This is a genomic window from Oceanispirochaeta sp. (genome assembly GCF_027859075.1).
Lineage (GTDB): Bacteria > Spirochaetota > Spirochaetia > DSM-2461 > DSM-2461 > Oceanispirochaeta.
Genome location: NZ_JAQIBL010000094.1, coordinates 40,923 through 54,642, shown reverse-complemented (window position 1 = coordinate 54,642; position 13,720 = coordinate 40,923). Strand labels below are relative to the sequence as shown.

At 47.6% G+C, this 13,720-nt stretch carries 13 protein-coding genes; 2 read left to right on the top strand and 11 right to left on the bottom strand.

Annotated features, from left to right (window positions below; translation table 11 throughout):
• Positions 1-173: 173 nt before the first annotated feature.
• Entirely contained in the window at positions 174-575 is a 402-nt protein-coding gene (locus tag PF479_RS05240) for a tyrosine-type recombinase/integrase (RefSeq protein ID WP_298003104.1), read from the top strand.
• A 122-nt stretch (positions 576-697) separates the two neighbouring features.
• On the opposite strand, the gene PF479_RS05235 is transcribed toward PF479_RS05240, so the two are convergent.
• The 8 genes from PF479_RS05235 to PF479_RS05200 all read right to left on the bottom strand — a co-directional run bounded on the left by PF479_RS05235 (position 698) and on the right by PF479_RS05200 (position 9,056).
• Positions 698-1,039: a P-II family nitrogen regulator gene (locus tag PF479_RS05235; RefSeq protein ID WP_298003101.1), complete on the bottom strand. Its 342-nt coding sequence runs from the start codon at positions 1,037-1,039 to the stop codon at positions 698-700.
• 24 nt (positions 1,040-1,063) lie between these two features.
• Positions 1,064-2,374 (bottom strand): ammonium transporter, encoded by a 1,311-nt coding sequence (locus PF479_RS05230; protein ID WP_298003097.1) that lies wholly within the window; start codon positions 2,372-2,374, stop codon positions 1,064-1,066.
• A 207-nt stretch (positions 2,375-2,581) separates the two neighbouring features.
• Positions 2,582-4,147, bottom strand: a complete 1,566-nt coding sequence (gene nifA / locus PF479_RS05225) for a nif-specific transcriptional activator NifA (RefSeq protein WP_298003094.1) — start codon at positions 4,145-4,147, stop codon at positions 2,582-2,584.
• 53 nt (positions 4,148-4,200) lie between these two features.
• Complete coding sequence (locus tag PF479_RS05220) at positions 4,201-4,977, bottom strand: energy-coupling factor transporter transmembrane protein EcfT (RefSeq protein WP_298003091.1); 777 nt, start codon at positions 4,975-4,977, stop codon at positions 4,201-4,203.
• Positions 4,962-5,708 carry an energy-coupling factor ABC transporter ATP-binding protein gene (locus tag PF479_RS05215; RefSeq protein ID WP_298003089.1) on the bottom strand — a complete coding sequence of 249 codons (747 nt, stop codon included), beginning with the start codon at positions 5,706-5,708 and terminating at the stop codon, positions 4,962-4,964. The genes PF479_RS05220 and PF479_RS05215 overlap by 16 nt, the downstream gene beginning before the upstream one ends.
• A 1-nt stretch (position 5,709) precedes the next feature.
• Positions 5,710-6,276 carry a biotin transporter BioY gene (locus tag PF479_RS05210; protein WP_298003086.1) on the bottom strand — a complete coding sequence of 189 codons (567 nt, stop codon included), beginning with the start codon at positions 6,274-6,276 and terminating at the stop codon, positions 5,710-5,712.
• A gap of 23 nt (positions 6,277-6,299) precedes the next feature.
• A complete protein-coding gene (locus PF479_RS05205; RefSeq protein WP_298003084.1) occupies positions 6,300-7,103 on the bottom strand; it encodes an HTH domain-containing protein in 804 nt (267 codons plus the stop codon).
• 57 nt (positions 7,104-7,160) lie between these two features.
• The gene (locus PF479_RS05200; RefSeq protein WP_298003081.1) at positions 7,161-9,056 is read right to left on the bottom strand and encodes a methyl-accepting chemotaxis protein; all 1,896 of its coding nucleotides are present in this window, start codon (positions 9,054-9,056) and stop codon (positions 7,161-7,163) included.
• A 184-nt stretch (positions 9,057-9,240) separates the two neighbouring features.
• Between PF479_RS05200 and PF479_RS05195 the strand changes: the two genes are divergently transcribed.
• Entirely contained in the window at positions 9,241-10,197 is a 957-nt protein-coding gene (locus PF479_RS05195; protein WP_298003079.1) for a tocopherol cyclase family protein, read from the top strand.
• A 4-nt stretch (positions 10,198-10,201) separates the two neighbouring features.
• Here PF479_RS05195 and PF479_RS05190 read toward each other — a convergent pair whose 3' ends face one another.
• The 3 genes from PF479_RS05190 to PF479_RS05180 are packed head-to-tail and all read right to left on the bottom strand — an operon-like array spanning position 10,202 to position 13,655.
• Positions 10,202-10,708, bottom strand: coding sequence for a hypothetical protein (locus tag PF479_RS05190; RefSeq protein WP_298003076.1), 507 nt, complete (start codon positions 10,706-10,708; stop codon positions 10,202-10,204).
• Position 10,709: 1 nt separating this feature from the next.
• Positions 10,710-12,179, bottom strand: a complete 1,470-nt coding sequence (locus PF479_RS05185; protein WP_298003074.1) for a Na+/H+ antiporter NhaC family protein — start codon at positions 12,177-12,179, stop codon at positions 10,710-10,712.
• Between the two features lie 27 nt (positions 12,180-12,206).
• Positions 12,207-13,655 carry a M20/M25/M40 family metallo-hydrolase gene (locus PF479_RS05180; RefSeq protein ID WP_298003072.1) on the bottom strand — a complete coding sequence of 483 codons (1,449 nt, stop codon included), beginning with the start codon at positions 13,653-13,655 and terminating at the stop codon, positions 12,207-12,209.
• Positions 13,656-13,720 lie beyond the last annotated feature (65 nt).

The following is a 13,720-nucleotide window of genomic DNA, read 5'->3' as shown; positions in this document are numbered from 1 at the left end:
CATTTAAACTGTCCCCTTTTTTGAATAATGTTTTTCGGTGTATTGCATCTAACTTCTTTTATGTGAATTTCGTTTTATTATTGATGTTATCAGTTCCTGGGGCTGAAGTCAAAGCTTGTGTTTGAATTCCTGGATTAAGGAATTGCGTAATAACAGCCAGGGAGTGTTAGCCTATGAGTAATGAACATTCGCTGGTCAATCAGTTTGTAACGGCAATGAAGATAAGAAATTACAGTCCCAGGACTATTAAGAGTTATACTAGGATATTGGAACTCTATATAGATTATTCCAGGAAGCATTCTGACATTGAACCTGGAAAAAGAATCCTGGATTTTCTGATACGGTGGGAGCAACATCCGGCTACTGTAAAACAATCCTATGCTGTCTTAAAAGCAGGTCTTTCAGGACGCATAACATGCCACTGCCTGCGCCATTCCTTAGCAACCCATCTTCTGGAGGCTGGAGTGGATGTGAAAAGTATTAAAGAACTTCTGGGCCACAGTAATGTGCAGACGACAATGGTATATCTCCATGTAGCGCAAATGAGGCAGATCAGGGTACGTAGTCCATTATAATGAATTTCATAATAACAGCATTTCTATGTGTTATCCGAATTGCATAATCTAATATCAGTTTACAAATAAAAAGACCCGGCGGTCAGCCGGGTCTGGTGTTAAATCAAAGGATAGAGCTGGGATCAGCCGATGGCGGCGTCCCCTTTTTCTCCGCTTCTGATACGGATGGCTTCTTCGATGGGAAGGATAAAAATCTTTCCATCGCCGATCTCTCCTGTTCTGGCACCACGGATGATGGCATCAATTGTGGGCTGTACGAAGGCAGTTGTTACTGCGATTTCAATACGGACCTTTTTGAGCAGGTTCACTTCCATATCGACACCACGGTAGGTTTCAGTGTAACCCATCTGCTGCCCGCATCCCATGGCGTTTGTCACTGAAATCTTGTGGATTTCATCTTTGAATAATTCCTGTTTTACTGCATTCAGTTTTTCAGGCTGAATATATGCGACTATCAATTTCATATGTATGGCCTCCTGTCCTTAGCTTTAGATATTCTGGAAAATCTGGAATCCCGCATAGGATTCGGTTCCGTGTTCTGCTATATCCAATCCCTTCAATTCCTCTTCAGCACTGACTCTCAAGCCTATAGTCTTTTTAATAATGAAGAACAGAAGTCCTGAAGTAATGGTAACCCATAGGAATACGGCTACCACACCAAGAGCCTGTACACCGATTTGTCCGCCCCTGGTCAGTCCGGAACCGATCATTTCGATGTCTCCGAAGATACCAACTGCCAGGGTTCCCCACGCACCGCATACACCGTGTACGGAAATGGCACCGACAGGATCGTCAATGTGCAGTTTCTTGTCGATAAACTCAACAGATGCGACTACCAGTATACCGGAAACCAGACCTATGATTATTGCAGCACCGGGGCTGACAACCCAACAGGGGGCAGTAATACCAACCAGTCCAGCCAGAGCACCATTGAGTGACATGGATACATCGGGTTTGCCGCTGATGATCCAGGTTGTAAACATCGCTGTGATGGCACCAGCTGCTGCAGAAAGGGTCGTTGTTACGGCTACATCTGTCATGCTCAAATCGGTACCGGACAGGGTAGATCCTGCATTGAAACCGTACCAGCCGAACCACAGGATGAAAACACCCAGGGCTGCCAGGGGCATGTTGTGACCCATGATGGCTTTGACACTGATCTTTCCGTCTACCTTGACATATTTTCCGATTCTTGGACCGAGGGTGATGGCACCCATCAGAGCTGCCCAGGCACCAACTGAGTGAACTACGGTTGAACCGGCAAAGTCATGAAAACCCATGGCACTTAACCAGCCGCCGTTCCATATCCAGTGACCTGATATGGGGTAAATCAAACCGGATATGACAACACTGTAGATCAGGTAGGAAGAAAACTTTGTTCTTTCTGCCATGGCTCCGGAAACAATGGTGGCGGCTGTTGCTGCAAACACAACCTGAAAGAACCAGTTCATTGTATCGCCGCTGGCTAGAAAAAAGTCTGAAGTTCCAAAAAGCCCGTTAAAAGACTCTCCATACATGAGTCCCCAACCGACGGCCCAGTAAAGAATGGCACCTGCAGAAAAGTCCATCAGGTTTTTCATGATGATATTGCCTGCGTTTTTGGCTCTTGTAAGCCCTGTTTCAACCATGGCGAATCCAGCCTGCATAAAGAATACCAATGCCCCGCTAATGAGAAGCCAGATGGCGTCAAATGCTGCTGAATAAAGATCCAGGGTGTCTGTAAGTTCATCAGCATGGACGCTGACGCTGAGTAATAATGCCAGAATTGTGAAGATTAGAATCTTCCTGTTCTTTTTCATTTAGGATACCTCTCCTGTTTTGTGTTCTGACAATCTCTATTGCAGGACTTGTGCCAACATGGGGTGTCTTCTGAAAAAAATAAAATAATTCTATTGAATGGAAGAATATAAAAGATTCAAAAAAAAGAGATCTCCCGGGAGATCTCTTTAATCATAAAATAAAAGGGTTGTGCGATGTTACGAAAATGTAACTATAATGTTTCGATCCTACATATTTGTGCGATATTTCCGGTAATCGATATCATATCTTTTCACCCGCAGTCCCATGATTCTTTCGGTAATATCAAGCTTTCTGGCGGCTTTGGCCATATTGCCCCGGTTGGATTTCAAGGCTTCTTTAATGAGCTCCTTTTCAAGATTCTCTACAGACTGGAGCAATGTGGTGTGCAGGTCTGTATCTGAAGACTCGGCTGATTGCAGGCTGGGGGGGAGATGATAGGCATGGATGACCTGATCCGTACTGAGGAGCACGGCTCGTTCAATACAGTTTTCAAGTTCCCTGACATTCCCCGGCCAATGGTAGCTCATTAAAAGATCGATGGCTGAACTGGAGATCCTTTTCACCTGTTTTCGGTTTTTCTGACTATATTTTTCGGTAAAAAAGTCGCCCAGCAGCATCAGATCTGTTTTTCTCTCCCTCAAGGGCGGTATGTGAATGGGGAACACATTGAGTCTGTAATAGAGGTCTTCCCGGAAGGTTCCTGTTAAAATTTCTTTTTCCAGGTTCCGGTTGGTAGCTGCGATAATGCGGACATTGATTTTTATTGTCTGGGTGCCGCCGACTCGTTCTATTTCTCGTTCCTGTAGGACTCGGAGAAGTTTGATCTGGGTCATGGCTGAGATATCCCCAATTTCATCTAGAAAGATGGTTCCCCCATCAGCCATTTCAAAGCGGCCTTTTCGGGTCGCAAAGGCTCCTGTAAAGGCTCCTTTCTCATGTCCGAAGAGTTCACTTTCTATGACACTCTCCGGCAGAGCGGCGCAGTTCACCTTGATAAAAGGTTTCTCCGCCCGGAGGCTGTTGTAGTGGATGGCATGGGCAACCAATTCCTTCCCGGTGCCGCTTTCACCCCTGATCATGACAGTAGCTTCGCTTTTTGAAACCTGGGCGATCAGGTCGAAGACCTCCTGCATGGCCTGGGAGTTACCAATCATATTATCCGGCTGGAAACGGTCTTTCAGTTCATTTTGAAGGCGTGTGTTCTCTTCCAGAAGTTTCTGCTTTTCCTCTTCAGAGTGCTGCCTCAGCTTGACGGCTCTGGCAATCATACTGGCAACAATGGTTAGTAGCTGGACATCCTCTTCCAGATCCATGGATGAATCCAGATTGGGTCTATCGACGCTGAAGGCTCCGATCACTTCGTTTCCGCTTTTAATGGGGACACAGATGAAGGATGTTTTTCTGCTTTTACTTTTTCTGGCACCGGTTCTGTCCAGGAAGGACGGTTCTGATTTAATATCCGGTATGATCATGGGCTGTCCGGATTGGACAACCTTCCCTGTGACACCCTCTCCGATTTTGTAGTTGCCCTTTGTTTTCTCTTCATCCGAGAGTCCATAGGCGGCTTCAATGGAGATCTTTCCGGTTTTACGGTTCAGCAGGGTAATGGTTCCCCTTTCCATGCCGATATTCTCGGCCAGTGGTTCCAGGAGGGGAGTGATGACCTCTTTCAGATTCATATCCTGATCCAGGATCTGACTGATTTCGAATAGGAGAGTTAATTCTTTGATTTTTCTTCTGTAATGCTTTGAGTTGAGGGCTTCTTCTGACATAAAGACGATCATACATATATGTAGGATTTAATGCAAGGTCCAGGGTCTGTTAATCAGTAAAACCGTATAAGACCGTAATCTGCTTTTATCAATCTCTCTGTTAATAGTATGAAAAGAATCAGGACAAAAAGAATCAATGTATGAACCAGGGTGGAAGAATTAGAGAGTCCCTCAGGTTCTGTTGCCTCTTCGTTATACAGTCTGGATTCCATGGCATCCGACAGTGACTCGGCTTTTGCCAGGACCCCGTCCAGCAGAGGAAGACCCATATGAAAAATATTCTTCAAGGGCCGCAGGGGACTCCACCCGCATCTGGATCTCATGGCATCCCGGATTTCGGTCATTTCATCCAGCATCAGAGGTATCAGGGTGAGGGACAGGCCCATCTGGGTGCTGAGCCTTGCGGCAGGCAGGAGGGGGATGTACTTGAGAAAACCGTATAACGCCGGTGTTATGGTCATGGGGTCCGTCGAGATCGTGAAAAGATGGGCCATCCAGAGGATGAATACAAAGCGAAATGTTCGCAACAGGGCGGTTTCGAGAGCAAAGAACAGGAGTCCTCTGCCGGTAGATCCCAGTGACAGGAAATTCCCTGTAAAAATAATCAACGGCATGATCATCAATAGGGGGGATATCTCAGTCTTTCCGCTTTCTTTCCGGATAGAAATATGAAGAGTCAGCAAAAAGGGGAGTAAAGATACAAGTCTGAATACACTCACCGACAGCAGAAGGAGACTGAGGCTGATCATGCCGATTAGTTTGACCCTGACATCTGTTCTGTGGAGCGGGGATTCTCCCGGGTTGAAATGAAAAATCATGACCTCAGCCAAGTCATACTCTCAATGCTTCTATCAGGACCCCAGGGCTTTCTGATCCCGAAATTCTCGAGTTCAGAAAGCAGATCCCCGGGAGGACCTTCTTTCTGAATACATCCCCGGTCCATCAGGATCAGTCTGTCACAATGGGCCAGGGATTTTTCAAGATCATGAGTGATGAGTATGATGGTCTTACCTTCCCTGTGAAGACGGGTTATGTCCTTCAGGACATCTTCAACACCCTGACGGTCCAAACCGGTAAAGGGTTCATCCAATACGATGATCCTTGGATCCATGACGAGAACGGCCGCCAGGACACAGCGTCTTTTTTCTCCTCCTGAGAGGGTGTGGGGTCTTCTATTCTTCAATTCTGTGATGGATAATTCCTGGAGTATTTTTTCGACCTTCAGGTTGATCTTCTCCCGGGACCACCTGAGGTTTTCCGGACCAAAGGCAATATCCGAGGCGACTGTCTGCCCGACAATCTGGCTGTCTGCATTCTGAAATACCAGGCCGATCTGCCGCCTGACTTCCATCAGATTCTTCTGTATGTCTGTTTCATCCAGCAGGATCTGACCGGATTGGGGTTTGAGGAGTCCATTCAGATGCCTCATCAATTGAGTCTTCCCGGAGCCGTTGGGTCCGGCAATAATAGTAAAACTTCCGTCTTGAAATCGGAGGTTAATATTGTTCAGTACTTTCCCGGCGGAGCCATAGCTCCGGTTCAGTCCTTTGACTTCAAGCAAATTATTCTTCTTCTCCGGATTTCAGAAAATCACGGAATCTGTCTTTCATGGAGAATGCCAGTGCTGTTGCTGCAGCGGTCTTGATCAAAAATCCGGGAATAAAGGGAAGGAGTCCCGCCTTTATCGCTGTCGCCCAGTCCATGGAGAGGCTGTATTTGAGCCAGGGCAGACCTGGAACATAAATAAGGGCCCCCGCAATCAATGCCGACAGGGCAGCCAGAACCATTGTCATCCCTCTGGAGCCGCCTTCTTTTGGATGAAAGAGTAATCCTCCTGCCAGAGCTGCCAGGATATAACCGATGAGAAAACCACCTGTTGGCCCCATCACCTTGGCGAGACCGGCGGTACCGCCTGCAAATACAGGAAGACCGATGATACCCAGAAGGAGGTAGGTAATAACACTGGACAAACCGATCCAGGGACCTCCGAGCATTCCACTGAGAACCACGAAGAGGGTCGTCATGACCACTGGTACCGGCCCGACGGGAAGGACGAAGAGAGAACTGGCGGCGATAAGAGCCGTAAAAACAGCTGTGAGGACCGTCCTTCTTATTAATTGTTTTGACATTTAAGTCTCCTATAGCTTGGTGATTATTCGACTGGAGAGTGCCTCTGCGGATAGTCTCCCAGTTGTTCTTCCACCCTGGCGGCCTTCAGTGTCAGGGATGATTCCCAGTTCTTTTTCAATATACGGACAATGTCGGCTCGGTGAAAGATCTTTCCCGAGTGTTTCAGAACCGAGGTCATGGTGTCTGTCTTTTCCGGGCTGTCATTGAGGTGAAGCCCCAGTCCCAGGGCAAACCATTGAACCTTGTTCCCTCTGACCTGGTATTCTTCCAGTACACCGGCTCCTTTTTTCTTCCCCAAAAACAGATCTCCCGCAGGGGAATAGCTGAGATCCGGTATCTTCAGTTCTGCCAGGGTCTTCAGGACTGTGAGAATCCCCCGCTTTTTCATAAGGGGAACTTCCTTCCTGTCAAAAACATTCCTGGTAACAAAGGTCAGGTAGATTCCACCGCTGGGGGAGTCCCAGCTCTGTTGATCCCTGCCGACCCCGCCGGATTGATGATCTGCCAAAATCAGAAAGTTTTTGACTTCCCCGGGCTGACGGATGATCTGAAGCTGCGCTTCATTCATGGTTGAGTTCAGCTCGTCATAGTAGAGAATGCCTGAATCCGGTTTGAATTCCAGGGCGGACAAAGTGTCCTTCTCCTGGATTATTCGATATCCCCTGGGGCTGGATTCAATGGGATAACCCTGCTCGCTGAGTGACTTGATCTGTTTCCACACAGCCACACGGCTGATTCCCATTTCCCGGCTGATCTGTTCGCCCGAGTGCCACAGGGTTGAGTCTTTCAGTTGATTCAGTATCTCAATCTTTGTTGTGTTAACCATAAATGTTGAACTAGGTTAACCCAATTTCCCCCATTGTTCAAGTGGGTTCTTCCAGACTCAGGATTCTGTGTCCAGTTCCATAAATGCTTCGTTTTCTACGCATTCCTGGGGGGCCGGGTCATTGATTTTGAAGCTGTGAACGACGTCATTCAGACGGCTCAACCCTTCTTTGTTTTCTTCGCTGACCTTATGAACATCAATCATTGTTTTTGTGATTTCACGGCTTCCGTCACCAATCTCTCTGATGCTGTGAGATACATTTTCCGTTCCGCTTTTCATGGTAGATACGGCATTCCCGATGTCATCCGCCTTACCCTGAATCTGCTGAGACGAATCACTGATGCTGACGGTGATAGAATTCAGGGTCTGTGATGAATGAACAATTTCTCTGCTGGCTGCCGATAATTCGCTCATGCCTTGATTAATTTCAATCAGAGATCCCGACAGATCTGTGAGGCCTTCCTTCAGGTACCCTACGGATTTATAACTCTCTGTACTTGCCTTGAGTGCTTCGTCTATCTGGAGGGAGACTTTTTTCAGGGTTTCGTCAATCTGATGGGAGTTTTCAGAGGTCGATTCAGCCAGATTCCGGATTTCTTCCGCCACTACTGCAAAACCCTTTCCCGCTTCTCCGGCATGGGCCGATTCAATGGAGGCATTCATAGAGAGAATATTGGTTTGATCAGAAATTTCGTTGATGATCCCTGTCACGGCCATGACTTCCTGGATTGTATTTGAGACCTTCATGATAATGTTGTGAGAGGACTCGACCAGATCTTCTCCCTCAATAAGCTTTCCAACCATGACGGAGGACTTTTCATTTCCCTGTTCCGCCAGCCTGCTGATGCTGATCACGGAGGCGGATATTTGCTCATTAGCGCTCAAGTTTGACTGGATCAGGGTGTATTGATTGTTAATGTTTTCGTTCAGATGCTGTATCTGAAGGGAGATGGAATGCACCGATTCTTCTGTCTTGTCTGTATCCCCTTCCATCGTGGCAATTGTCTTTTCCAGAACATCAATGGTTTTTGTGATCTGCTGCAGGGCCGCCAGGGTTTCGGCTGTTCCCGCAGCCAGTGTGTCCTGGAGGCAGATGGTCTGATCAGAAACCTGGTTGACTTCCTGAATGAAACTTTTAAAGGATTCTGCTACTCCATTGATATGAGATCCCAATGCCACCACTTCCCGGCTGCCTTTTAAATCGGTAGAAATTGTGAGGTCTCTATCCGCCAGGTGTTTCATTGTGGCTTCCAGGTGAGTGAAATTCTGTGAAAGCTTCTGACTGAAAAGGATGACATAGATGATACTGAATGATGTAATAAGAAGAATCATGAGAAAAAGAAACAGGGCATCACGCTGAATTAATTCTGACTGATAGGAATCCAGACGGTTTGTAAGGTTTGTCAGGCTGTTGTTCAGAGTGCTGTAGCCTTTGTATACATTTTCCACATTCTTTTCCAAATCTCCAAGGAGAAGCTGCCACCCTGGATCTTCATCAGGGCTGCGGCTTAGGAAGTATCCGTGGAGACCACTGAATTGAACTTTAGAGGAAAGCTTCGAATCTTCGAGTATCATGCGGGTGGATTCTTCAAAGGGGTCCCTGTATGCCTTTTGAGCAGAAGCACTGTTGGACAGGGAATCCAGAGACGAAATGATTTCATCGGGGAGGTTTATTCGGGCACTCTGATTGATCAGGTCTTTCAGGGTGAGTTCAAATTGATTTGATTTTTCTTTCCAGTTCTTGATCAGTATGGAAAACTCATTCCGTTCCATAAAAACCTGGTTGGTACTGATATGGAAGTCTCGGCCTGCAATTTGCAGTCTGATAGCAGATTCGGAAAGAGACTGAAGTTTCTGAACCTTTTGTAATTCAATGATGATGACTGCATAGGAGAGGATAAACAGGATTATCACGAAAAAGGTATTGAGAAGTAATTGTGTTCTAAGTTTCATAATCTATCCATTATATAATATTTTTTTTGCGTTAATTTTAAAATCATATGGTATTTTTTGTATATGCTGAAGATAGTTAATCAATGTTTGCACTCAGTCTAAAAGGAAAAACCGGTAAATGCTACGGGAATGTAGGAAATTGTTTCCTCTAAATGAGCATAATTTTACATCAAGGTTGAAGATCATGAAATCATTTCTAAATCCAGCCCCTTTCCAGGGGAAGTTTAAAAGAAAATTCTATTTTGAGGGCTGGTACCTCAAACATGTCAGTTCTGACAAATCCCGGGTCCTTTCATTTATTCCGGGTGTTTCCCTGTCCCGGGAGGGAAATCATTGCTTTATTCAGGTCATCGATGGAATCAGCGGTCAAACCTGGTATTGCAGCTACCCCCTGGAATCCTTTGAGGCCGACCGGAAACATTTTTCCATCAGACTGGGAGATTCCCTGTTCTCACAGGAGGGCTGCCGTATCAGGATTGATGAGAAGGATCTGCAGGTTTCGGGAGATCTTCAATATGAGCAGTCCCTTTCCTTTCCCCGATCATTCTCAAACCCCGGAATTATGGGTTGGTTTTCTTATATTCCGGGTATGGAATGCCGGCACGATGTTCTGTCGATGAATCATTTTATCAAGGGAGAACTCCTGTTTAATCAGCAAAAGATCGATTTTACAGAGGGCCTGGGGTATATAGAGAAAGACTGGGGGTGGAATTTCCCCTCGTCCTATATCTGGCTTCAGTGCAATAATTTTGATGAACCCGATACTTCTTTTATGCTGGCTGTGGCCCTGATTCCTCTGGGACCCATCTGCTTTACCGGGTTTTTGGGGTTTTTTCATAATCGAGGACAGACAAGAGTCTTTGGTACATGGAACCGCTGGCGGATTTCATCCCTGGATTTTCAGGGGATCGGGAAAGGTAGTTTCACATTGACTGACGGGAAGGAGTCCCTAAGCTGCCGGGTGGAGGGCAAAGAGGGCGGTTCTCTCAAGGCTCCCGCAAAAGGGGCCATGAGCCAGGTGATTAAGGAGAGTGTGAACTCGGATATAGTGATTGATTTCAAAAATAGTGAAGGAGGTCTGAGGACCATTTCCGGCTCCCCTGCGGGATTTGAGGAAAGGGGTGTCTTGAATAAAAGATAATCTGTTAGAATCTTCTGCTGTCATAGGCCCAATTCATCAAAGCCTGCCTTTGTTTCGGCCGGCAGGAGAGGTCCCGATAGGCACAGTTTTTCCGGATTTGGGCGGCATGCCGGGTAATGAGGCGCCAGCGTTTTATCTGGCGGTCATCATCACCGATTCTTCTTCCCCGATAGTAACGGCAGTACCATTGAAACCAGCCCCTTGGATCTTCCGGATAGATCCAGCCTTTTGACTGCCAGATCTTCAGGCTTTGGGAGGCGTTGACAGCAAAGTAATTGAGCTGGGGGAGATGACCACCCGGGGAGAGTCTTGCCTTCTCAAACCAGTCTGAGGGAAACTCACTCCTGCAGTCGGTCATATATTTCCCCCCGAAGACACCCAGGGACAGCATTTCTTTCGGGGTGAGTTCCGGCTTAAAATCAGGATGAAAGTTTTGTCCCTCCGGTTCTGTTAAGAGATAGCTATATCCCTTTTGCATCAGGTCATTAACAGTCACTTCCTGAAATTCCATTTTAAAACGGTCCAAACCCTATGGCTACAGCACCCATCAGAAAGACCATAGAAATACCGGCAATGGCCAATTGCATCTTCCAGGTCCATCTTATCCATTGGGGATAACTGACAACGGTGAAACTGAGGCCGATGAGCAGCAGGGCATTGGTCGGAAAGATCATATTCGAAAATCCGTCTCCCATATCAAAGGCAAACACCGCTGTCTGACGGGTCAGTCCCACCAGGTCGGCCAGGGGGGCGATGATAGGCATGACAAGAAAGGCCTTGGCAGAGGCGCTGCTGATGAAGAAGTTCAGAAAGAGGGTGAGCACATAGATATAGAATGCCGCGATGTAGGGATTGGTTCCGCTGATCATTTCGCTGGCATGATAGAGGATGGTATCCATGACCTGTCCCCGGGTCATGATGTGAGGAACGCTCATGGCCATGAGAATCAGGACGATCCCCGGCATCATGTTCATGGCTCCCGAGATCAGAATCCTCAGGAGTTCCATTCCCTTATAGCCCACAATGATGCCCGCTCCGGTTCCTCCGATAAGAAAGAGGAGGGCGACTGTCGGGAAGGCTGCGTCCGAGGGTATCCCGGGAATGATTCCGGCAAGAATCATAAAAACGATGGCCACTCCCAGACAGATGCCGAAAAACAGAGCCGCCTTGACCTTGGCCGGACTGGCTTCGTTGCCTGCCTGAAGTACCTTTTCAAGTGAAAACCGTTCCTTTAGAACCTTGTCCGCCTCATACACCGCAGACGATTTCGGGTTTTTGTCAATCTTTTTGGCATAACCCCTGACGGAGAGGAAACAGATAATGTAGACGGCAATAAAGAATAGAATTCTGAACCAGGCTCCCGAAAAGAGGGGGAGGCCCGACAGTTTCTGGGCCACCGCTATGGTAAAGGGATTGGTGACGGCTGCGGCAAACCCAAAGCTCAGGGCCAGAAGACTCATTCCCAGGCCGGTGAGAGAATCCCATCCCAGTGCCAGAGCCAGGGGGACAATGATGACGATGAGAGGGACCAGTCCTTCATAGACCCCGACAAAAGCGGCCAGAAACATCATGACAAAGATTATAATGGCCATGAAGACATATTTGCGGTCTTTGAAACGGCGCACCGTTCCTGCGAGGAGCTCCTGCATGACACCGCCTTTTTCGAGAACCGTAAAAGAGCCGCCCAGAAAGACCATAAACAGGGAGAGGACGAGGACCATCAGCCAGTTGTCCCCCCAGATGACCTCGACCGGTGCGGTAAACCAGCGCCAGACGGGATAACCGGCAGATTCAACATAGGCGAAGGAATCGGCTACGACTTTCAGCCGTCCCTCTTCCAGGATGCGTTCATAGTTTCCGGCTGGAATCCAGCGGGTAAGGAATCCCGATACCATGATCAGGATAAAGAGTATCCCGAAGGCGGTAAGGAAGGGTTTCAGCCCTATTTTCAGCATAGATTCATCTTTGTCTTGGTTGCTCATGGCATGTTTCCTTAGGGTTGTGTCATTCTATAATTTTACAAAGAGAGATCGGTAAAATTGGAGGCCTCTCTCCAGATTTTCAAGACTAACCTTTTCATTGACTCCATGAATGGAGTTGATATCTTCCTGATTCAGAATCAGGGGGGTAAAGCGGACGATCTGACCTGTCAGATCCTTGTAGTACTTGGAGTCGGTTGAACCGTTGACCAGGAAGGGAACGGCCACAGCCTCGGGATGGCTTTCCTGGAGGGCTTCCCTGATCCAGTTAAACCCCCGATTTTCTCCTTTTTCCGGTTCAATCGGGTTGTTCGAGGGCCAGTTGCCTGCATCTTCCATGGTGAGGTTCAGACCTTTGAGTTTTCTCATATACCTTTTTTTGATGGATTCAATTGTATTTCCAGGCAGAATCCGGTGATTTACCAGGCAGCCGGCCTCTCCGGGAATGATGTTTTCCTGCTCTCCCCCTTGGACTACAGTTACAGCCTGGGTTGTTCTGATCAGGCTGTCCGTACTCCTGCTGCCGGAAAAGATCAGCCGGATGAGGGGGTTGAAGAACCAGATATTGGCAAAGACGAGTCCCAGAGGAAGAGAGACCCAGGGGACAAATCCCTCAAGCATCCCTCTAATCTGGGGAGTGAGAAGGGAAGGGTGACGCCTGTCTCCTATCCTTGTAATTCCTCTGGCCAGAGTGGCTATGACCGTACCGGCTGCAGGAGGCATGGAGGAGTGGCCGCTTTCTCCCTTTGCGGTGATTTTAAAGGTGACATATCCCTTTTCCGCCAGACCAATAAGGGCTGCCGGTTTGTCTCCCAGAAAACTCAGCATATTCCGGGCAATGACTCCTCCCTCATCCATGATCATGGCGAATCTCAATCCCCTCTCTTTGAATTTCATTGCCAGTTTCTGAGCACCCCTGGCTCCGGAAATCTCTTCATCTCCCCCAAAGGCAAAATAGAGGGTGCGTCGGGGGCTGAATCCTTCCTGGAGCAGTGTTTCCGCCGTTTCCATCAGAAAGGCCAGCTGAGACTTGATATCCAGGGTTCCCCTGCCCCAGAGTATCTCCTTTTCGATGATTCCGCCAAAGGGAGATTTCTGCCAGTTTTCATCCCCCTGTTCCTCCGCCGGGACGACATCGTAGTGGGCCAGAAAGAGGATCGGTTCTTCCTCCGGATGGGTCCCGGTCCACTGATAGACAATCCCATAGGGATCGGGAACCTCCCGTTCCAGATGTTTATGAACAAGAGGGAACAGTCTGACCAGTTCATCCTGAAATTTGACCAGAAGATTCGTATCAACTTTGTCCTGATCTGTCCAGGAAACAGTTGGAATCTGAATGAGGGTGGACAGCTTTTCAGGAAATCCAGCAGAGTGATTCTCCCGGGGAGCTGCTGTGGTCGGGGAATCTTTTCCATTCAGCTTAAAATAACGGATGAAAAGAAGGAGAAAAAAGAGGAGAATGAATATGATAAAAGGCATAAGCTTGTTTCCTTGGATTGTGTTTAAAAAGAACTACAGTGTATATTGTAGCGCTGTTAAAACAC